General features: G+C 64.0%; 24 protein-coding genes and 1 tRNA gene. 12 read left to right on the top strand and 13 right to left on the bottom strand.

What is annotated here, in order from left to right; translation table 11 throughout:
- Window positions 1–4 precede the first annotated feature (4 nt).
- Complete coding sequence (locus AB7245_RS26645) at window positions 5–433, top strand: hypothetical protein (RefSeq protein WP_144030874.1); 429 nt, start codon at window positions 5–7, stop codon at window positions 431–433.
- A gap of 8 nt (window positions 434–441) precedes the next feature.
- On the opposite strand, the gene AB7245_RS26640 is transcribed toward AB7245_RS26645, so the two are convergent.
- Complete coding sequence (locus AB7245_RS26640; protein WP_085405521.1) at window positions 442–1,293, bottom strand: LysR family transcriptional regulator; 852 nt, start codon at window positions 1,291–1,293, stop codon at window positions 442–444.
- A gap of 112 nt (window positions 1,294–1,405) precedes the next feature.
- On the opposite strand from AB7245_RS26640, the gene AB7245_RS26635 reads away from it, so the two are divergent.
- Window positions 1,406–1,828 carry a tautomerase family protein gene (locus AB7245_RS26635; RefSeq protein ID WP_071912988.1) on the top strand — a complete coding sequence of 141 codons (423 nt, stop codon included), beginning with the start codon at window positions 1,406–1,408 and terminating at the stop codon, window positions 1,826–1,828.
- 45 nt (window positions 1,829–1,873) lie between these two features.
- Here AB7245_RS26635 and AB7245_RS26630 read toward each other — a convergent pair whose 3' ends face one another.
- Together AB7245_RS26630 and lipB are read right to left on the bottom strand one after the other, a co-directional pair.
- A complete protein-coding gene (locus AB7245_RS26630) occupies window positions 1,874–2,584 on the bottom strand; it encodes a DNA helicase (RefSeq protein WP_439035072.1) in 711 nt (236 codons plus the stop codon).
- A 200-nt stretch (window positions 2,585–2,784) separates the two neighbouring features.
- Complete coding sequence (gene lipB, locus AB7245_RS26625) at window positions 2,785–3,522, bottom strand: lipoyl(octanoyl) transferase LipB (RefSeq protein WP_085405523.1); 738 nt, start codon at window positions 3,520–3,522, stop codon at window positions 2,785–2,787.
- 82 nt (window positions 3,523–3,604) lie between these two features.
- Here lipB and AB7245_RS26620 point away from each other — a divergent pair, with 82 nt between their 5' ends.
- Together AB7245_RS26620 and AB7245_RS26615 are read left to right on the top strand one after the other, a co-directional pair.
- Window positions 3,605–3,847, top strand: a complete 243-nt coding sequence (locus tag AB7245_RS26620; protein WP_015685538.1) for a FliM/FliN family flagellar motor switch protein — start codon at window positions 3,605–3,607, stop codon at window positions 3,845–3,847.
- Between the two features lie 179 nt (window positions 3,848–4,026).
- Window positions 4,027–4,111: transfer RNA gene (locus AB7245_RS26615), tRNA-Leu, on the top strand.
- 155 nt (window positions 4,112–4,266) lie between these two features.
- On the opposite strand, the gene AB7245_RS26610 is transcribed toward AB7245_RS26615, so the two are convergent.
- From AB7245_RS26610 to AB7245_RS26600, 3 genes are all read right to left on the bottom strand, one after another.
- Complete coding sequence (locus AB7245_RS26610; RefSeq protein WP_085405524.1) at window positions 4,267–5,088, bottom strand: DUF2182 domain-containing protein; 822 nt, start codon at window positions 5,086–5,088, stop codon at window positions 4,267–4,269.
- A 49-nt stretch (window positions 5,089–5,137) separates the two neighbouring features.
- Window positions 5,138–5,767, bottom strand: coding sequence for a DUF1326 domain-containing protein (locus AB7245_RS26605; protein ID WP_439035071.1), 630 nt, complete (start codon window positions 5,765–5,767; stop codon window positions 5,138–5,140).
- Between the two features lie 288 nt (window positions 5,768–6,055).
- Entirely contained in the window at window positions 6,056–6,349 is a 294-nt protein-coding gene (locus AB7245_RS26600; RefSeq protein ID WP_144030875.1) for a hypothetical protein, read from the bottom strand.
- Between the two features lie 200 nt (window positions 6,350–6,549).
- On the opposite strand from AB7245_RS26600, the gene AB7245_RS26595 reads away from it, so the two are divergent.
- Window positions 6,550–7,725 (top strand): lipase family protein, encoded by a 1,176-nt coding sequence (locus AB7245_RS26595; protein ID WP_161495941.1) that lies wholly within the window; start codon window positions 6,550–6,552, stop codon window positions 7,723–7,725.
- 45 nt (window positions 7,726–7,770) lie between these two features.
- Here AB7245_RS26595 and AB7245_RS26590 read toward each other — a convergent pair whose 3' ends face one another.
- The 3 genes from AB7245_RS26590 to AB7245_RS26580 all read right to left on the bottom strand — a co-directional run bounded on the left by AB7245_RS26590 (window position 7,771) and on the right by AB7245_RS26580 (window position 9,650).
- Complete coding sequence (locus AB7245_RS26590) at window positions 7,771–7,956, bottom strand: hypothetical protein (RefSeq protein WP_085405527.1); 186 nt, start codon at window positions 7,954–7,956, stop codon at window positions 7,771–7,773.
- Window positions 7,953–9,167 carry a zinc metallochaperone GTPase ZigA gene (gene zigA, locus AB7245_RS26585; RefSeq protein WP_085405528.1) on the bottom strand — a complete coding sequence of 405 codons (1,215 nt, stop codon included), beginning with the start codon at window positions 9,165–9,167 and terminating at the stop codon, window positions 7,953–7,955. The genes AB7245_RS26590 and zigA overlap by 4 nt, the downstream gene beginning before the upstream one ends.
- A 225-nt stretch (window positions 9,168–9,392) precedes the next feature.
- A complete protein-coding gene (locus AB7245_RS26580) occupies window positions 9,393–9,650 on the bottom strand; it encodes a hypothetical protein (RefSeq protein ID WP_225005221.1) in 258 nt (85 codons plus the stop codon).
- 215 nt (window positions 9,651–9,865) lie between these two features.
- Between AB7245_RS26580 and AB7245_RS26575 the strand changes: the two genes are divergently transcribed.
- Complete coding sequence (locus tag AB7245_RS26575) at window positions 9,866–10,240, top strand: hypothetical protein (protein ID WP_063982749.1); 375 nt, start codon at window positions 9,866–9,868, stop codon at window positions 10,238–10,240.
- A gap of 3 nt (window positions 10,241–10,243) precedes the next feature.
- Here the strand turns inward: AB7245_RS26575 and AB7245_RS26570 are convergent, their stop codons facing one another.
- Together AB7245_RS26570 and AB7245_RS26565 are read right to left on the bottom strand one after the other, a co-directional pair.
- On the bottom strand, window positions 10,244–11,557 hold the full coding sequence (locus AB7245_RS26570; RefSeq protein WP_085405530.1) for a polysaccharide deacetylase family protein: 1,314 nt from the start codon (window positions 11,555–11,557) through the stop codon (window positions 10,244–10,246).
- Between the two features lie 161 nt (window positions 11,558–11,718).
- On the bottom strand, window positions 11,719–12,525 hold the full coding sequence (locus tag AB7245_RS26565; protein ID WP_085405531.1) for a polysaccharide deacetylase family protein: 807 nt from the start codon (window positions 12,523–12,525) through the stop codon (window positions 11,719–11,721).
- Between the two features lie 82 nt (window positions 12,526–12,607).
- On the opposite strand from AB7245_RS26565, the gene mgtE reads away from it, so the two are divergent.
- From mgtE to AB7245_RS26545, 4 genes are all read left to right on the top strand, one after another.
- Window positions 12,608–14,029 (top strand): magnesium transporter, encoded by a 1,422-nt coding sequence (mgtE, locus tag AB7245_RS26560; RefSeq protein WP_028150524.1) that lies wholly within the window; start codon window positions 12,608–12,610, stop codon window positions 14,027–14,029.
- 251 nt (window positions 14,030–14,280) lie between these two features.
- Window positions 14,281–14,616 carry a helix-turn-helix domain-containing protein gene (locus AB7245_RS26555; RefSeq protein WP_085405532.1) on the top strand — a complete coding sequence of 112 codons (336 nt, stop codon included), beginning with the start codon at window positions 14,281–14,283 and terminating at the stop codon, window positions 14,614–14,616.
- 145 nt (window positions 14,617–14,761) lie between these two features.
- Window positions 14,762–15,580 carry an aldo/keto reductase gene (locus tag AB7245_RS26550; RefSeq protein WP_085405533.1) on the top strand — a complete coding sequence of 273 codons (819 nt, stop codon included), beginning with the start codon at window positions 14,762–14,764 and terminating at the stop codon, window positions 15,578–15,580.
- Window positions 15,581–15,629: 49 nt separating this feature from the next.
- A complete protein-coding gene (locus AB7245_RS26545; RefSeq protein WP_085405534.1) occupies window positions 15,630–16,616 on the top strand; it encodes a hypothetical protein in 987 nt (328 codons plus the stop codon).
- Window positions 16,617–16,869: 253 nt separating this feature from the next.
- Here AB7245_RS26545 and AB7245_RS26540 read toward each other — a convergent pair whose 3' ends face one another.
- Window positions 16,870–17,268 carry a hypothetical protein gene (locus AB7245_RS26540; RefSeq protein ID WP_135214881.1) on the bottom strand — a complete coding sequence of 133 codons (399 nt, stop codon included), beginning with the start codon at window positions 17,266–17,268 and terminating at the stop codon, window positions 16,870–16,872.
- Between AB7245_RS26540 and AB7245_RS26535 the strand changes: the two genes are divergently transcribed.
- Complete coding sequence (locus AB7245_RS26535) at window positions 17,258–17,407, top strand: hypothetical protein (protein ID WP_161495942.1); 150 nt, start codon at window positions 17,258–17,260, stop codon at window positions 17,405–17,407. The genes AB7245_RS26540 and AB7245_RS26535 overlap by 11 nt on opposite strands.
- 527 nt (window positions 17,408–17,934) lie before the next feature.
- Here AB7245_RS26535 and AB7245_RS26530 read toward each other — a convergent pair.
- Window positions 17,935–18,651, bottom strand: coding sequence for a DUF599 domain-containing protein (locus AB7245_RS26530; protein WP_014494640.1), 717 nt, complete (start codon window positions 18,649–18,651; stop codon window positions 17,935–17,937).
- Between the two features lie 124 nt (window positions 18,652–18,775).
- Between AB7245_RS26530 and AB7245_RS26525 the strand changes: the two genes are divergently transcribed.
- Window positions 18,776–19,438 (top strand): glutathione S-transferase family protein, encoded by a 663-nt coding sequence (locus tag AB7245_RS26525; RefSeq protein ID WP_085405537.1) that lies wholly within the window; start codon window positions 18,776–18,778, stop codon window positions 19,436–19,438.
- The last annotated feature ends 50 nt before the right edge of the window (window positions 19,439–19,488 follow it).

Here is a 19,488-nt window from a genome sequence, read left to right as displayed (position 1 = left end):
TGTCATGGCTTGCGAGACCTGCGCCCGGACGACGCGAGGCTGGTTGGGCGGATGCCTGACGGCGACGGCCGTTATCGAGCTGTTCTCCCTGTTCCTCCTGGCGTTGGCTGGCGTCAATCGCGTCACCCCGCTATCCCCGTGGAATTTTGTCTACGCGATCTTGATCGGCGTGCCACTGATCTTGTTCTTCGTTTGCGTGCTCAGTGGCATTCCGTCGATTGCGGCTATCTGGCTGAGCGAACGGTTTTGTATCCGATCGCTCGCATTCTTTGTTCCTGCGGGCGGCTTGATCGGAGCCGCGAGCCAGATGGCGCTCTACCGGTCTTTCGCTTCATTCGCCGAACTGGGTTGGCTGTTCGTGGTCGCCGGCTGCTTCGCCGGGTTGGGTTATTGGTATGTCGCAGGCAGATTTGCCGGCACGGAAAAGGGGTGACTTGCGAGCTAAGCCGCGACGCTCCGGAACGTCGCCGCCACCGCACGCAGCGCCGCGAGCTTGGCGGGATCGCTGACCTTCGAATGCAGCATTACCTTCGAGCTGCCGAGCTTCGGCAGCTTGTGCGCAGGCCCGATGTCGATCAGCCCGGGAGGCGCGATCCGCCGCGCCAGCGGTGCGATCGCAAGTCCGGCAAGCGCAGCCGCAACGACCGCCGTAACGCCGCCGCCGACAAAGCGTTCGCGCCAGGCGATGCCGGCCTTGTCGAGCGCGCGCACGGCGATGGCGCGGACGCCGCAGGGCGGGGCGAGGGTTGCGAGCGGCAGCGGCTCACCCTTCGGCAGGGTGAAGCGTCTGGCCGCGAACCAGCCGAACTCGTCTTCGGCCAGCTTCTCGCCGCCGCGGCGACTGCCTTCCTGGCGGACGATCACGGCATCGAGCTGACCTGCGTCGTAAGCGTCCTGCATCTCGCGCGAGAAGCCGATGGTGACGGCGAGGGTGAGGTTCGATGACATCGCGTGCAGGCGTTCGAGCAGCGGCACCAGCTCGGGGCCCGCGGCGTGATCGGAGATGCCCAGCGAGAGCGACTGCGCAGTCGATGTTTCGCCCGACAGCGCGCGGTCATGCGCCTCCATCAGCGCGCGGGCGCGATCGAGGAACGCGGCGCCGTCGGCGGTGAGCCGGACCGCCCGCGGCGAGCGCTCGACGAGGCGCTTTCCAAGCAATGTCTCGAGCCGCTGAAGCTTCAGGCTGACGGCGGCCTGCGTCGTGCCGAGTGCTTCGGCGGCGCGGGTAAAACTCTGGAGGTCGGCGACCAGCAGGAAGGCCTTGATGGTGGCGATGTCGAGTGTGGCTCTCATTATGAATGGTTATCACTGGTATCAATATGGATAAGATACCAAAATGACGAGGCTGGGTCTAGCTTCTTACCAACGCCGCGCAAACTCCGCGCAGCATCTTGAGGAGACCACCATGCCCCTGATCACCGTGTCCTACACCACCTCCCGCCAGTCGCCGTCGCTGAAGGCCGATATCGCCAACGCCGTGTCGGAGCTCACCGCAAAAATCCTGCACAAGGATCCCAGGGTGACCGCCATCATCGTGAAATCGGTCGAGGCGAGCGACTGGTTCGCCGGCGGCAAGTCGCTCGCCGAGCAGAAACTGGCCAGCTACTGGATCGACATCCATGTCAGCGAAGGCACCAACACCAAGGACGAGAAGGCGGCCTATCTCGCCGCAATGTTCAAGCGCATGGCCGAGATTTTGGGCCCGCTGCATCCCGAGACGTATCTGCACGTCGACGAGGTCAAGGGCGATGCCTACGGTTTTGGCGGCCTGACCCAGGAGCGGCGTTACATTGCCGGCAAGCTCGAAGTTGCGTTGCAGGCGGCGTGAAGTCGCAAGCCGCGGGTGAAGAAACTCACCCGCGGCCTGAAGCCGTCAGCTCGCCGCGCGGAACTGGACTTCGGCGTTGTTGATGAAGCACGTCTTGTCGAACAGCTTGAGGTCCAACGGGTTCGGCAGCCTGATATCGTCGAGATCTGGACACGGCTTGACCGACGGATCATAGGATCGATCGATCTGCGAAATGAAGACGACGATCAGCCCCGCGTCGCGCGCGAAGGATTTCAGTGCGCGCACCTGAACAGCGAGATCAGGATCTTCCCGCCTCTGGTCGAGCAGTTGCAGATAGTCGATCACCACGACCGTGCCACGAGGCGCCGCGGCCATCTGCTTGACGACGTAGTCGGCGCTGATGGCGTCGGAGCAGTCGATCTCGAACATGTCAGCGAATTGCGCGGGGTCCACGCCAATCGCGCGCAAGCGGTCGAAGACGTCTTTCTCGGTGTATTCGAGCGAGAAGAACGCAGCGCGATGGCCCGACTTCATGGCCTCCACGGCGAGTTCGAGGCTCAACAGGGTCTTGCCCTGACCGGGGCGCGCGCCCACCAGCACCAGATCACCCGGCCGGAATTGCGGAAACAGGCGATTGGCGGGCGTCAGTGCGGCGGCCTCCGCGAGCATGCTCCAGGCGGAAAACCCTTCCGTCGCAGCGATGCGGTCAAGCGCGTCGTGGAGCGGAATGCCTTCCTCGCGCGACAGGCGCTTGGCTCGTCGCTTCAGATGATAGATCGGCGCAGAGAGTCTCATCGTCAAAACCTCCCATTGCGAGCAGAAAGCGCAATCCCTCCTTATGCCTGGCGCTCGAACAGTCGGTCCGATGATCATTCGCCCGGCATGATGTCTGCTTTCCCGGCGGAGGGGGGAGGCGTGGGCGGCACCGGAAGCAAGCGTAACCGATTCCGCGGCCGGCCGAGAACAGGCGCGGTCGGGCTCAAACAGAAAAAGTGCTAGGCGGCCGCTTCCGCAACCAGCGCGCGGGTCGGCCCGAACAGCTCCTCGAACGCCTGGCGCAGAGCGACGTCGACATCGGCCATGGTCACGAGCTGGCCGAGATCGACCAGCGAGGTGACGCCGTAACGGGGGTCGGCGACGCCGCAGGGCACGATGCCGGCGAAATGGGACAGCTCCGGCTCGACATTGATGGCGATGCCGTGGAACGAGACCCAGCGCTTCAGCCGCACGCCGATCGCCGCGATCTTGTCCTCGTGCTCGGCCCCCTTGTCGGGGCGCTTCACCCAGACGCCGACCCGGTCCTCGCGCCGTTCGCCGCGGACATTGAAGGCGGCGAGCGTCCGCAGGATCAATTCCTCCAGGCTCGCGACATAGGCCCGGACGTCCGGCCGGCGCCGCTTGAGGTCGAGCATGACATAGGCCACCCGCTGGCCGGGCCCGTGATAGGTCAGCTGCCCGCCGCGGCCGGTGGCAAAGGTCGGGAAGCGGGGATCGAGAAGGTCGGTTTCCTTGCCCGAGGTGCCGGAGGTGTAGAGCGGGGGGTGCTCGAGCAGCCAGACCAGCTCGGGCGCCTCGCCGGCGGCGATCTGAGCGACTCGCGCCTCCATGGCGGCCACGGCCTCCGGATAGGGCACCGGCGCGTCCGAGATCCGCCACTCCACGGGCTCGCCGGTGGGGGCGGAAAACGACGTCAAATCGAGGTCTTGGCGGGGGTTTTGAGGCGAATTAACCATTGGCTAACCATAACGTGGTGATCATCTCCGGAGCAAATGCCAAGTCCTTTGGCTTAAGTCCCAAGTTGCGGCGGTCCTGACAGTGCCCACTCTCGATAAAGTCACCGTGGATCTCATGGTCGTCCTCGGGACGACCACCATGCCGATCCATCAAGTATTACGCCTTTCCCGCGGCGCCATCATCGAACTGGACGCAACCGAGGCCGACGAGGTCAAGGTTCTCGCCAACAATCTGCCGGTCGCCTCCGGCGTCGTGCTGGTCGACCGCAACCGGATCGCGGTCGAGGTCAAGCAGATGCTGCCGCGCACGACGGGCACGCGGTAGCGGCCCGGGTACCCGGCAGGGCCGGGGCCCTCGATAGGGCCGATCCGGGCAGGGGTCCGGATTTTTCCTGCCAAGCTTGTGGAATTCTGGGCCTTTGCAGGCTTGTACCCCTCTGATGGATTTGTTAGATCGGCGCCGTTGATCCGGCAGGCCTCAAGCCCTAAGCCGGCATCCCCAAAGCGCTCGTGGCGGAATTGGTAGACGCGCTGCCTTGAGGTGGCAGTGAGTAAAATCGTGGGGGTTCGAGTCCCTCCGAGCGCACCAACCTCGAAAGCCGATCGATGGAGAGACCGGCTCAGGCAGCCCAGGTCTTCGCCGTTCGGCCGTCCCCGCCTGACGGTTCGAGTGTAGGGCTGGCGGTTCGGCGTGATCGCCGTTTGCAACACGGCATTCGAACTGAACACCAAGCAGGTTGCTCATCACCGTGGCAACGACACCAGTAGCCAGACGCCGGCGGCCGCACACGCAATCCCGGCGGCGCGCGCGATCCATCGTCCGATCGGCGTAAGTTTCTCCAACAGGACGAGCAGGGCCAAAAGCGCAATCCAAAGCACGTTCATCACCCCGCCTACGAACAAAAGCGCCATCAAGACCCAGCAGCAGCCGACACAATAGCCTCCGTGCCGGAGCCCCAGCAGCAGGCAGCCTCGCAGGTCGTCGCGAAAGCCGCCGTGGCGCATCAGGAACAGAAATGGCGACTGGCATTGGGCGAGACAGACGTCCTTGAGCGGTGTCCATTGATAGACTCCCGCCGCGATCAGCACGATTGCACTGAGCAGATTGCTGGCGATCGTCATCCGGGAATCCAGCAGGACTGCCCGCTCGATCGCCCATTGGAGTAGGGTTGCTGCCAGCGAAAAGCCGCCCCAGGCGAGGAGATAACCGGCCGCAAACCAGCCGGTCGCAGCGAACGGCTTGCCCTGCGCTTTCCCCTGTCGACCCACGCGGGCGTACATGAGGATCATCGGCGCTGCCGAGGGGGCCATCATTCCAACCATCATCACCACCCACATCAGCAACACATACGCGAACTCGATCGCTCGCCATGGCTCGCTCGCCGGCAACATGATTCCGATCCCGGCCGGGATCATGCGGAACCCGGTCATGTCCATGCCGCCCATGTCCATGTCCTTGGCGAGCCAGAGCACATAGCCCCATGCCAGCGCGACAATGATCCCGATCGCGCCGCCGACGATCCAGCGATCGCGCCGCAGCACGGTTTCCAGGGGGCCGTCGGTCATTTGCGATAAGTGTTGCCGGCCTTCTCGCAAGGCCGGATCAGGAGTTGCATCACGCCTGGTTCGACCAGCGGATCGGCGCATAGAGGCCGTTCTTGCCGGAATTGTCCCAGCGCATGCCATGATCGCTGAACGTATTGCCGGCGGCGCCGACTGCCATCACCATCCTGTCGGGGCTGACCGGATGGCCGATGTTCGCCCACATTTCGCCGCTCGGATGCATGGTCGGCAACGGATCGACGGACACGTGCAGAATGCCCGGGATTTCCGCGGACCGCGTCTTGCCCTCGATTCGGAATGTGATCGGGACCTTGCGAACCCCCAGGTTCTTGCTGATCAGCGGTGTGAACGCGGCCATCGGACCACCGGCGGCACCGGTGAAGATCGCAGCTAGAGCCTCGGTTTGCTCATCGTTGGCGCGCTGGTCGATATAGGCGGCCACCGACCAATCTCCGTCTGCCATGATCCCCGGCGCGTGGAGGATAACCAGGACATTGAGTCCATCGAGCTGGATGTTGCCATAGCGGCCGCTCTCGACGTGGAAGATCAGCGGTACGTTACAGAAGCCCTCGGTCGGTCGCGCGGTCAGCGGGGGAGCCGCCGACACGAGGCAGGGACACACGATGCTGCAACTGCAATTCTCGAAGTAGTCGCCGGAAAGGTGCCATGGGACATCTGCCATCGCCATCTCCCGCTAGGCCGAACCCGTTAGATCACTTTCGAATGAGCTACGTGGAGTTGAAAGTTACGCTGCGTGGCGAAGTCCCGCAAGCTGAAGTCCCGCAAGCTATTGTGAGGCTCGGTCAATCGACTGGAAAAAGCACCTATCAGCTGGAGATCCACCCAAACTCTTCGCCCATTTCCGCAAGCCATTGAAACTTCAATAAATGCGACCGCCCTCCGAACGCACCAAACGGCGGATCGCGCCGCTTTAGCCGGGGTAGGGACCTGTTTCTGCCGAAATGCCCTCTCAGATCAAGTCGATGATCTGATCATAGAACATCAGACGAAAGTGGCTGCATCGGACGAGATGCGTCTGAGCGAATCTATTCAGCCAATCTGATTTGCCGAGATTGACCACGGCAGCCTGGCGCGGCGGCGGTCCCCAATCGATTGTGTCGAAACTGAAATTATAGACGTCCTCCGGCGTGATCATCGAAACCTGTGGCCGATGAATCCGCAGATGCCTCATGTCGCTTTCGATAGAACAGTGCGCGTCCGGTTGGAATGAGTTGGAGCGGGCAAAGCCTGGAACACCGGCCACTCCGCGGGATCCTCCCTGCTCACGCAATTGTTCCTGGACGTAGTCTGCCAGGGGCGCTGGTCGATCGACACCTTCTTATTGCGTTTCTATGCTATCACATCTTATAATTGATGAACTCCGAGAGACACGAAATATCGGTCGCTGGCTTCCGGGTCCGAACACGGGCGGCTGGAGTCGAGCACCTTTGCAAGGAGGGCAGCATGACGCTCAAGTCGGGATTCCAATTCGCGGAGGCGCAACTTCTGCTTGAGATGGCGCAGCGTGCCTACGCCGGCACGCCATCGCTGACCGAAGCGGTGGCAACCTGCGGCGTACCCTCCGTGCCCGATCCAAGCTCAAATTGGGCGATCCGCAAGGACCTCACCCCGACGAGTGCCACGCTATTGGATAATTACTGGCAGGTCTGGCAGAACCAGAGTGACACCACCCAATACGCGATCGCAGTGCGCGGCACGGTCGCAAGTGCGGCCAGCGTGTTGGCCGACTTGCTGTTCCCCCTGATCAACGCGCGCGTTGACGTGAAGCTCGGTCCGATCTCGCTGCCGTTCTATCTTGCCCGCGATGAGGGTGACAGTGCGGTGAAAGCCGGTGTGCATTCGGGCTTCGCTCTGAGTTTGCTGCTCATGCTGTTCACCACCGATAGCCCATTGTTCGTGACCTTGGGGCTGCTCGCGGAGCAGGGCAACGACGTCTACATCACCGGGCACAGCCAGGGTGCCTCGATCGCCACGCTGCTGACCTCGCTGGTCCGGCACTCGACGGATGTTTTTAAGGGGCCGGCCTACAAGACCTATACCTTCGCGCCTGCCAAGGCCGGCAACGACCATTACGCATACGATTACGCGCGGCTTGCCGCCGTCGACGGATACGGTTGGGCCGTGACGTCGACGCAGGACTGGGTGCCGCAGGCACCGTTTGCCCTGGAGTGGATATCAGACCTCAACACGCCAAATCCGCTGCGTGGGTTCGGCGGCAGTCTCAATCCTGAAGCAACGATCGCGCTCGGCAGCGTGGTCACCGACGGTGAGAGCGCAGTCAATCGCGTTCGCGACGATGCGGTGAGGCGGCTCAAGCAGCGGGTCGAGAGTCTTTCTCGGAGACTGATATCCGAGACGATCCATTTGACCGCCGCCGATCTCGGCGCGGCAACCGCCGCACCGATCACGGGGTCAACGATTTCGGACTTGATCCAACAGATCCTCGACCAGCTTCAGGCCTCGCTGAACTATGCTGACGCCGGCGCGCTGCTGCCGCTCTTCGCCAACCCGGGCGGCAACCCGACCGATGGGACGCCGGGATGCCAGAAGCTGGACTATTTCTGGCAGCACCACCTCGGCAACTACCTGAAATACATGAAGCAGCAATATGGCGGCTGAGCCGGGAAGGACTGCGTGTGCCCTCCGAGCGCACCACCTTCATCCTTATCGCTGTTTTGGCTGGATTTCGGTGGCTGCCTCGCGCGGTGCTCGTTGGTCCAAGCGATCATCAGCTTGTCCGCCGGTCAAAGTGACCGGCGGGAATATGCTGTCGTAGATCGCACGCGCCTCACGGATGAGGCGCTGCCGCTCGAGCTCGGATTTCGGAACGAATCGAACGACGTTGGTCATTTGCGTTCCGCGGCTTCGTCGGCGCGGCGCCAGACCGGGAAGGGGTCCGCGAGCTTCGCCCATTCCGTGACGTTCATCGCCGGCTTTCCCGGGACGAGGCAGGCATCCAGACGGGCGCGGAGCGAACCTTCATCCATACCGGTGCCGATGAACACGATTTCCTGGCGGCGATCGCCGTAGATGTCGTTCCAGTTCGCGCGCAGCTGCTTCCGCCAGGACGGATCATCCGGCCATCGTTCCGCGGGTACGCTCGCCCACCAGAAGCCAAGCGCCTGCGTGCGCGTGATCGTGCCAGCCTGGCTGATCTCGCCAAGCCATTGCGGGCGCGTTGCCAGCCAGAAATGTCCCTTGGCGCGAATGACGCCGGGCCAGGGCTCCCTGACGAACTTGTCGAATTTTTCGGGATCGAACGGCCGGCGCGCGCGATAGACGAAGTTCGTCACGCCGTATTCCTCGGTCTCCGGCACGTGATCGGCAAAGCCGTAGAGCTCTTTGAACCAGAGCGGATGCTGCTGCGCTTGCTCGAAGTCGAACCGGCCGGTGTCGAGAATGCGATCGAAGGCGACCCGGCTGTGGTTGGCTTCGATCAGATCCGCTTCCGGATTGAGCGCGCGGATGATCTTTCGCGCTGCCTCGCGTTGTGCGGGCGACGCGTCATCGACCTTGTTGAGAACGATGACGTCGGCAAACTCGATCTGCTCGACGAGGAGATCGACCAGCGTGCGCTTGTCGTTCGCCAGCGCTTCGCCGCGCTGATCGAGAAAATCCGTCGACGAATAGTCTTTGAGCAGGTTCACGGCGTCGACCACGGTGACCATGGTGTCGAGACGCGCCACATCGGAGAGGCTTTCGCCGTCTTCGGAACGGAAATCGAAGGTCGCCGCAACCGGCAGCGGTTCGGAGATGCCGGTGGATTCGATCAAGAGATAATCGAAGCGGTCATTTTCTGCGAGGGCGCGCACCTCCTTCAGGAGGTCGTCTCGCAGTGTGCAGCAGATGCAGCCATTCGTCATCTCGACGAGCTTCTCGTCAGTCCGGGACAGGTTCGCACCGCCATCGCGAACCAGATCCGCATCGATGTTCACCTCGCTCATGTCGTTGACGATCACCGCCACCTTCAGGCCGTGCCGGTTGTTCAGGACGTGGTTCAGCAAAGTGGTCTTTCCAGCCCCGAGGAAGCCGGACAAGACGGTGACGGGGAGTTTTTGCATGGAGATCGAAGAGCCTTTTCAAGGGGATAGGGCGGTGACGCTTGGGGATGGGCATTGGGACCGAATATGTAACGTTATAACATTACATTCGCTGGCGGCGCCGACGTCAAGCCGTTTTGCGGCTCAGCTGAAATTCACGCGAACATTGAGGTGGATGATCGTTGTAGCGATCGGCTGCCGCTCAGCTCCAGGCAGCAGCGCGCTCGAAGGACCGGCGCGGGCCTCTCAGCCATATTCGTCGCCGATCCCGTATTCCCGGTAGATCTCGAGGGGATCCGTGTCCGGAAACAGGCGGCATTTGGCCTGAGCGAGGTGCAGGCTCACCGCCGACGGCTCCTTGCCGTTTGCCAGCATCTTGCGGATGTCGTCCATATGCGCGCTCGGCTGGTGTTTTGCTTCGAGCTGCTCCAGCGCGACGAGCGCGGTCGCCAGGGCCTCGGTCAGAACCCAGTCGTCGTGGCCCGTGATTCCCTTCTTCGGCATCGGCAGACCCCACATGCGGTGGCTGTGCCAATGTACCGTAGCTTCCGGCGAATCTCCATCGCGCAGCTGGCAACCTTGCGTTTACGTGGAACAGGCAGGCCCCGGTACTCTCGCTTGCATTATGAACGCGCGTGGCTAAAAGGCGGCCGGCGATCGTATCTTTGTCGAAATAAAGATGGCGTAGACGGATCGCACCGCTCAGGGCTGGAGCCAGCATGGTCTTTCTTAGCTTCGTCTACCGCTTCGTGACGAACTTCGCCTTCATGGCGATGGTCTATTTCAGCCTGAATTTCATGGAGAAATACCAGAACCGGGCGATCCTCGCGATCCTGGTGCTGGTCTATGCCGGCATGCGCGCGGCCTCGACGCTGCGTGCGTTCTATTTCTTCCAGAAGATCGAGAAGCTCGAGGCGGAGACCAAGCGCCTGCAGGCTCCGATCAATGACGGTTCGGGCGCAACGAACGCGCGCAAGCAGGTCGTGGCCGACGTTGGCCGGCTGCGCCGCGACGGCGAGCTCAAGTCCTATATGGACCTGTTCTTCCTGGCGCTGATCGTGCTGCTCTGTGTCGCCAACATCATGCGCCAGTAGAGCTTACTGCGCGCGCTTCTTCAGGCTGGCGACGCGGGTCGGATGCGTCGCGGAACTCCGCGGTGTGGCGCCCTTGGGCGCCGTGCTCTTGGGGGCAATGCTCTTGGGGGCGGTGCCCGTAGCCTGCGCGGTGTGCTTCGCTCCGGCCGGCGCCGTATGTGCGGTCCGATGTCCGCGCGACTTGCCGGCCTTGCCCTTGGCCGCATGGGGCGTCTCGGCCGCCATTGCCAGCCGCATCGCGGCGCGCCGCGACAAGGTCGTCGACAGCAGGACCTCGACCGAGCCCTCGGGGATGGCAAAGAGATCGCGGTCGGGCACGGGCAGGGTGGCCGCGACATTCGCCAGCGCCATCGTCTTGCGCGGCAGCAGCGGCTGATGCTCGGTCTGCGCGTTGAGGTCCGCAAGCGAGGGCGCCGGCAGCGTCTTGGTCTGCGCGAACACGAAGTTCGGCACGGACGGCCAGCGTGCGATCGGCACGGTCTCGGTCGGTGGATGCAGCAGCCATTCCACCGGCGTGGTCGGCGTTGCCGGCCGGTCGGCGGTCGCGGGCACCACATGCACGATGCGATAGCCGCGCGCCTTGAGGTCGCGGATGATCTTCGGCAGCGCCGCCACCGTACGGGGCTGGATGTCGTGCAGCAGCAGGATGCCCTTGCCCTTGGCTTCCAGCCGCTGGATCGCGAGCTGGTAGACGCGGTCGGACGACACATGGCGCCAGTCGTCGGCGGGGAAGTCGGCGCTCCAGACCTGGATGCCGCGCGAGATCAGCAGGTTTTCGACGCCTTCGGCGCGCATCAGGCCGGGAATGCGGAAGAACGGCGCGAGCTTGGACGAATCGGTCATCGCGGCCGAGGTCCACTCGATGCCGCCGTTGATCTGCGTCTCGGCCTTGTCCAGCGGCATCCGGTCGAACGTCAGCGGATGGTTCATGCTGTGCGTGCCGACAGTGTGGCCCGCGGCAATCAGCTTGCGCACGCCTTCCGGGTTCGCCTTGGCCTGCTCGCCGATGATGAAGAAGGTCGCCTTGATGCACTCGTCGTCGAGCATCTTGAGGATCTGGTTCGAATATTTCGGCAGCGGACCGTCGTCGAAGGTCAGGACGACTTCATGGTCTTTCAGCGGCAGCGTTTCGCGGTACTGCATGGTGCCGATGCGCGGATGCTCGCGCGGGTCGACCACGAGGGTGCGGGAGGTCCCGAGCGCGTCCGGATGGCCAGGACAGTCCGCCGCAAGGGCCGCCGGTGAACCGACGACCAACAGCCCCAGACACAGGACGATCCACGATCGCGTCCGAAAAACAACGCTACTTCCGATCATGAACCTCGTCTGCCTCCTTACGCGACTGCCACCTTAATTGGTCGGAGACGCCCAGAAACGGTTCAGGCGCAATACCCTCTACATCCTTGCATGCCGTAGCATGAACAGACTGTTAATAGGGCCCAAATCACCCCATTTTGCACCGCCGTGACATTACGGCATCAATGCGCATCGGCGCTCTTCTGTGACGTGCCCGCCGGCACGACGTGAACGACGCGATAACCGTTGTCCCTGAGGTACCGCAGGAAGGCCGGCATGATCGCGGCCGTGCGTGCCTTGGGGTCGTGGAAGAGGATGATGCCCTTGCCGGCGGCGGCGAGGCGCTCGGTGACGAGCTTCAATTCCTGCTCCGGCGTCATCTCGTTCCAGTCGCTGGCCCAGAGGTCGGCCCCGAACACGACGATGCCGCGCGACTGGAGCAGGTCGAGCTGCGCTGGCGTCCCCTCGAAATAGGGGAAGCGGAAGAACGGCGTCGAGGGCGTCGTCGTCGACGCGCCTTTGAGCGCCGTCTCGTCGGCTGCTATGCCGCGGTCGATCTCGCTCTTCGCCTTCTCGAGCGGGATCCGCGCCATGAACGGGTGCGACCAGGTGTGGTGGCCGATGGTATGGCCCTCGCGGGCAATGCGCTTGACCATGTCAGGATGTTCGGAGGCGTGCAGGCCGATCAGGAAGAAGGTCGCGCGCACGCATTCCTGCGCCAGCGCCGCCAGCACCTTCGACGTCGTCGGCGGATGCGGGCCATCGTCGAAGGTCAGCACGACCTCGTGATCGGCGAGCGGCAGCGTCTGCGGAAAGCTCTTCAGGCCCACGCGCGGCGTGGTCTTGGCGTCGACACTCAGAACGCGCGAGGTGCCGAGCGCGTCCTGGCGCGGGCAGTCCGCGGCCTCCGAAGAGGCGATGCCGATGAGGCCCGCGAAGACCGCGCCCACCGGGATCGACATCCATTTCAGCCGAAGCATCTTTGCCATTGCGCTCGCAGTTCGCTTGTGGGTATTGCCTGACCGTCAGCTCAGACCACTCGTTCCAACCTGTCAAACGGCGAGGCGCGCCATGGATGAACATATGGACGGTGCCCCATCCGCCGAGGCCTCGGTACTCGACCACGTTCCGATGCGCAATGAAGACGGCGAAATTCGTCACGAATTCGTCGAGGAGATTGCCCATGCGATCGAGGCTGGCGACAGCGCCGCGCTGCGCGCCTGCGTCGCCGAGCTGCACGAGGCCGATCTCGGCGATCTGATCGGAGCTCTCGCGCCCGACCACCGCGTTCGCCTGGTCGAGCTGACCGGGCGCGACTTCGACTTCTCGGCGCTGAACGAACTCGACGAGGGCGTGCGCGAGGAGATCCTCGAGGAGCTGCCGCCGGAGACCGTTGCGGAAGGCGTCCGCGAGCTCGAATCCGACGACGCGGTCGAGCTGCTGGAAACCCTCGACGAGGCGGAGCAGGAGGAAATCCTCGAGAAGCTGCCGCTGCAGGAGCGCGTCGCGCTCGAGCGCAGCCTGCTTTATCCCGAAAATTCCGCCGGCCGCCGGATGCAGACCGAGTTCATTGCGGTGCCGCAGGATTTCACCGTCGGCCAGGCGATCGACTACATGCGCGAGACGCCGGATCTGCCCGACCGCTTCTACGAGATCTACGTCGTGGACAAGGACCAGCATTGGCAGGGCGCGGTCTCGCTCGACGTCCTGCTCCGCGCCCGCCGCCCGGTGGCGCTTGCCGAGCTGACCGACGAGGATCGCCGCCGCGTCTCCGTCCTGGAGGACCAGGAGGAGGTGGCGCGCATGTTCGGCAAGTACAATCTCGTCGCAGCACCGGTGCTCGACACCCAGGATCGCCTCGTTGGCGTCATCACCGTCGACGACGTCGTGGACGTGATCGAGGAGGAGGCGGACGAAGACCTCAAGGCGCTCGGCGGCGTCAACAGCGACGAAGAACTCTCCGACACCGTGTTCACCATTGCGCGGGCGCGGTTCAATTGGCTGCTGGTCAATCTCGCCACCGCCTTTCTTGCATCCTCGGTGCTCGGCCTGTTCGAGGGGCAGCTCGAGAAGATGGTCGCGCTCGCGGTGCTTGCGCCGATCGTCGCGAGCCAGGGCGGCAATGCCGCGACCCAGACCATGACGGTCGCGGTGCGCGCGCTTGCGACGCGCGAGCTCGGCTCCTCCAACGCCTGGCGCGTGGTGATGCGCGAAGGCCTGGTCGGGCTCGTCAACGGCCTTGCCTTCGCCTTGATCACGGGCATCGCGGCGGTAGCCTGGTTCAAGATCCCGGGCCTCGGCATCGTCATCGGGCTTGCGATCATCTGCAACCTCGTCGCCGGCGCGCTCGGCGGCATCCTGATCCCGATGGCGCTCGAACGTGTCAGGGCCGATCCGGCCGTGGCCTCCGGCACGTTCGTCACGACGGTGACCGACGTCGTCGGCTTCTTCTCCTTCCTCGGCATCGCGACGCTGTGGTTCGGATTGAGGTAGGGCGCGCTATGCCCTCGCGTGTCCCAGGCGCGCTGCAACGCCCTTCGCGTTGCTGCGCAGAACCGGGACCCAGAAAGCAGCACGGCACGTGGTGGCGAAATGGGCCCCGGCTCAGCAGCGCACCGCACCGGACGATGCTTCGCATCGCCGGGAGCGCTGCGCTGCGTCCGGGGCACGAGACCGTCTTCGCCCACCATCATCTTTAATCCGAACTTAAGCGACCTGCCGCATCATTGCCCGTGCTTGGGGGAATGGACATGCGGTTGCGGCTGAAGGCGGACGGACGGGTCGTCGAGTTGCGGGATGGGCAGGAGCTTCCGGTCCAGCCGTTTCCAGTCCAGCCGTTGCCGGTCCAGGCGGCGGCCAATGCCGCCCTTGGCGATGATGCCAGCTCGCTCGCCGTGCGCGCTCTGCGCCGTCGCGCCTGCCTCACCCAGATGGAGTTCGCCGCCAAGCTCGGCGTTCCCGTCGAGACGATCCGCAACTGGGAGCAGGGCAAGCGCGCCCCGCGAGGACCCGCCCGCGCGCTGCTCGCCGTGATCGCGCATGCGCCGGACACCGTGTTCCAGGCGCTCGCCAAAGCCTGACGTCAAGGCCAGGCGCGAACCTCCCGTTAGCATTGCCCTGAATATCCGGCCCGGCGCCGGCGTCGTCCGTTGGCAGTGTTACGGGCCGGGTCCATAATGGCGCCCGGATGATGTTTTGAGGCGATCGCAACAGAGAGGATTCCTCATGCTGTTCGTCGAGGCCAATGGCGCAAGGATACCGGCGATCGGGCTCGGGACCTGGGAGCTGAGCGGGCGCGCTTGCGGCCGCGTGGTCGAGCAGGCGCTGCGGCTCGGCTATCGCCACATCGACACTGCGCAGGTCTACGACAATGAGCGCGAGGTCGGCGACGGCCTGCGCGGCTCAGGCGTGCGCCGCGACGACATCTTCCTGACGACAAAGGTCTGGACCAACCATTTCGCGCCTTATGATCTCGAACGCTCGGTCAAGGAGAGCCTCGCCAGGATGCGGCTCTCCTCCGTCGATCTCCTGCTGCTGCACTGGCCCAATTCGCACGTGCCGCTGGAGGAGACGCTGGGTGCGCTGTCGCATGCCAAGCGCATGGGCCTGACCCGCCACATCGGCGTTTCCAATTTCACCGTGGCGCTGATCGAACAGGCGGTGGCGCTGTCGCCGGAGCCGCTCGTCTGCAACCAGGTCGAATATCATCCTTATCTCGACCAGACGAAGGTGAGGGCAGCCTGCGACCAGCATGGCCTCGCACTGGTCGCCTACAGCCCGATCGCCAGGGGGCGCGTCAAGGCCGACCAGACGCTCGCCGGGCTCGGGCGCGCGCATCGCAAGACGCCGGCACAAATCTGCTTGCGCTGGCTGGTGCAACAGAATGTCGCTGCGATCCCGCGCACCTCGCGCGTCGAACGTCTGTCGGAAAACATCGATATTTTCGATTTCGAGCTCTCGGACGACGAGATGGCCCAGATCGCCGCGCTGGCAAATCCCAAGGGCCGCCTGACCGATTTCGGCTTCGCGCCAAAATGGGATTGAGAGGGGGCCGCTGTATGCTAGGACCGGCGTGGCAACCCAAGATCGATCGATGGAACTGCGGAAGATCATACGGACGGACATTGCAGCGTCGGCGGTCGCGCATCTGACGCTGGTGGCGCTGATCATCCTGATCAGCGAAGTCCATCTGTTTCACGCCGCGGCGCCCGAGACCGTTTCGGTGGACATCGTCACGCCGGAGCAGGTGAAGGAGGAGGAGGCCAAGGCCGAGGAGAAGGCTCAGGAGCAGGCGAAGGAGAAGCCGCCGGAGCCGCTGCCGGACCTGAAATTGCCGAAACTGGATTTCACCGACAAGGACAAGGCGGAACCCGCGCCGAAGCCTGCGACCAAGCAGCAGGCCGCGGCGCCGTCGCCGCAGGCCTCGCCTGAACCGCAGCAGAAACAGCCGCAGCCGCAACCCTCACAGGCACCGAAGCAGCGGGAGGCCAATGTGCAGCCGCAGCCTCAACAGCCGCAGCCGTCGCAACAGCCGCCTCCGCAACCCCAGCAACAACCGCCGCCCCAGGCGATGCCGCAGCCGCCGTCGCAACAGCCGCCGCCGCAAGCGATGCAGCAGCCACAGGCCGCGCCGCCGGCCTATCAGGCGCCGGAGCCTGACGTGACGGTCAAGTACGGCGTCATGCTGGGCTTGCCGCCGGAATTGCCGCCGGAACTGCCGAAAGACGCCCCCAAGGACGATGGCGGCGATGCCAAGGATTCAATCGCAGCCAAGCTGCCATCCGAGGTCATCGCCGCGCTGCGTCGCCACCTGAAGAGCTGCGCCAAGCTGCCGGCCGGGGTCGACCCGACCGACAACGTCAACATCAAGCTGCGCACGGTGTTCGCCACCGACGGCACGCTGGCGCGCCCGCCGATCCTGATCGAAGCTCCGCCATCCGCGAAGGGCGTGGCCATCGTGAAATCCGCGACCGCAGCGCTCCAGGCCTGCCAGCCCTACAAGATGCTGCCGGCCGACAAGTACGACGAATGGAAGATCTTGGACCTGCCGTTCTCGCCGCGGGATTTTGGCGGAGGGTAGGCGGCTCGCCCCACTCTATCCATCCTGGGAGCTAAGGCCTCCCGGTTCGCGGCTTCAGCCATGCCATGATCACGGCCTGCGGCGTTCTCCGGCTGCGTGGCAAGCTATGTCTTTCGATGGTGCGCCGTGCAAACGCGCCGGCCTGCTCGGCGGAGCCTCGCTGCGCCGGCGCGAGAGCCATCCACTCGCGAATGACGGCACGTCGAATTTTCGATTTTGGCATCGGATCAAATCCATGAGTTCGGGTGGATGTTCACGCGGCCTGCCGAAGCGGGATGGCCTCCGAGCGCCGTGCCAGAAGCACGCTGCCACATGGATGCTCGGCGCCTTGCAGGACGACGAAGCCGCGCTTCGTTACTGCGGCACGGAGAGTGTCCTTCGCAGCTGCCTTCTGCGCATCGAGCCAGATCACCAGCACGGCGCGGGGGCTCAGGAAATCGTCGAGCCAATCCACTGTCGCATCGAGTGCGTGAAGCGTGCGTCGCCGCCAATCCACGAGCGCGACTTCATATTGACCCGCCGGCCGGCCGCAATTGCCTGCCGCCGCCGCCAGCAGATATCCGCGACGATGCAGCTCAATCACCAATTCCATGCTCTTTGCGCCGACCACGACGATGCGTTGCCGCGTCGAGCAGTTCGCGATGGCCATCATCGGATCGATGATCCTGTCGCTGACCCCTGAGTTCGACATCATTTCACCAGTTCGCTACGCCGCGCGAGCTTGCGCGACGGAGCGGATATGGTGCCGGATGCTGTATGATTTCGAGATTGGCGCGATCGCGGTTGCATAGGATCGGCATAGGACCGGCCTCGGCCCCGCGCTGCCGGCAACTTATGCCGCGCTTATAAACAGACGATGCACTCCCCATCGCATTCAAATGCCGTCAGCGCCATTCTTCCGGCCCGCGCTTGCTATCGCGCCTTGCCTGGAGACCAAAATGTCCGCTTACCGTGCATTGATCGTGGGACTACACGATCGTCCCATCAGAATGATCCACATGGATTGCATCGATGATGAAGCCGCGATCAGCTCCGCGGAGAGGCTCGTCGACGGTCGCGACGTGGAGCTCTGGCAGATGGATCGGCCTGTGGCCAGATTCGATTGCCGGTCCGGGACGATGCGCAGGAAGTAAGCCGGGATATCGCCGAGTGGGCGGGCCTCGCGTCCTTGGATGACGGAGCCAGTCGTGTCGTCCTTGCGAACGTAGCAAAGCAATCCAGACTGTCACCGTGAAAAGATTCAGGGGTGCTTCGCTGCGCTCGCAGTGACGGTGTGGAGAAAACGCGTGCCACCCTTCGCTTGCGCGCAGCAGATGCCTCAATAGCCGCGCTTCCGCGTCTCCGTACCATCCATCTCCTCCGGCGCCATCGCCGCCCAGGCGCTCGATGCGAACTGCCTTCGCCAGGTCACGATCACCACCGCCGCCGTGGTCACGAACAGCACCCAGGGGCTGACGAACCAGCCGAGATAGCCGAGTGCGAAGAAGAAGGCGCGCTGGCCGCGGTTGAAGTGGCGGCCGGCGGATTCGAACAAGCGCGAGGTGCGGATGACGTGGGCCTCGGCCTCAGGCGTGTCGCGCCGGTCAGCCGGCGGCATGCCGCCGAACAGGATCGCGACATAGTTGAACAGGCGATAGGCCCAGGCGAATTTGAAGAAAGCGTAGACGCAGATCAGCACGAGGCCGACGCATTTCAGCTCCCACAGCGCGGGCGAGGGGCTGAGATCGATCGGCAGCTTGGCGAGGATAGTGATGGCGTCGTTGGTGGCATGCAGCAGTGCCAGCGCGCCGCCGAGCGCGAACAGGCTGGTGGAAGCGAAGAAGGCGGTGCCGTTCTGGAGCGAGGCCATGATCTGCATGTCGACCATACGGGTGTCGCGGTCGAGCAGGCGGCGGACCCAGACCTCGCGATAGCGGTTCATGCGCGCCGACAGGCTGTCGCGGCCATAGGCCGAGTGCTCCAGCGTCAGGGCATAGACCAGCCATTCGATGATGAAGAAGCCGACCGCGGTGATGTCGACCCAATGCCTGCCCATGTCTCACTCCTCGCGAAGATCGCAACGATTGCCACGCGCGGCCGGAGGCGGCAACGATTGATTGGCGGCAGGCGATGGCGCTAAAAGCAGCCGCATCCAGGGGACTCAGGGAAGGACCAGCGACATGGCAGCGCTCAAGCTTGCGATCGGAAACAAGAACTACTCGTCATGGTCGATGCGGCCATGGCTTGCACTGCGCGCCAATGACATCCCGTTCGTCGAGACCGTCATTCCGCTCTACACGGACAATCCCGCCGACAAGGATCAGATCCTGTCCTTCAGCCGCGCCGGCAAGGTGCCGGTGCTGGTCGACGGCGACATCACGGTGTGGGATTCGCTCAGCATCATCGAGTACGTTGCCGAGCGCTATCCGGAAGCGAAGCTGTGGCCCGACGATGTCGCCGCCCGCGCGCACGCCCGTTCGGTGTGCGCCGAGATGCATTCCGGCTTCATGGCCTTGCGCAACGAATGCGGCATGAACCTGCACCGCCCCGTGGGCGCCGTGACGCTGTCGGCGGACGCCAGGGCCAACATCGCGCGCGTGCAGGAGATCTGGCGGGAGTGCCGGGCGCGCTACGGTGCCAAGGGACCGTTCCTGTTCGGCCGCTTCGGTGCGGCGGATGCGATGTACGCCCCGGTCGTGCACCGTTTCCGCACCTACGCGATCGAGGTCACGCCGGAGACCAGGGCCTACATGGACACGATGATGGCGCTGCCGGCGTTCCAGGAATGGACCCGCGACGGGATCGCCGAAACGCTCGTCATCGAGAAATTCGAGAACGTCTAACCCTCGAATGTGATCGGGCGTCGCTTGACGATGTGCAGGCTGGCGGCGCT

Source organism: Bradyrhizobium sp. 604_D8_N2_3, from assembly GCF_051810765.1.
Classification (GTDB): domain Bacteria; phylum Pseudomonadota; class Alphaproteobacteria; order Rhizobiales; family Xanthobacteraceae; genus Bradyrhizobium; species Bradyrhizobium barranii.
The sequence above is the reverse complement of the archived record's forward strand: the minus strand, read 5'-3'. Positions and strand labels throughout refer to the sequence as shown.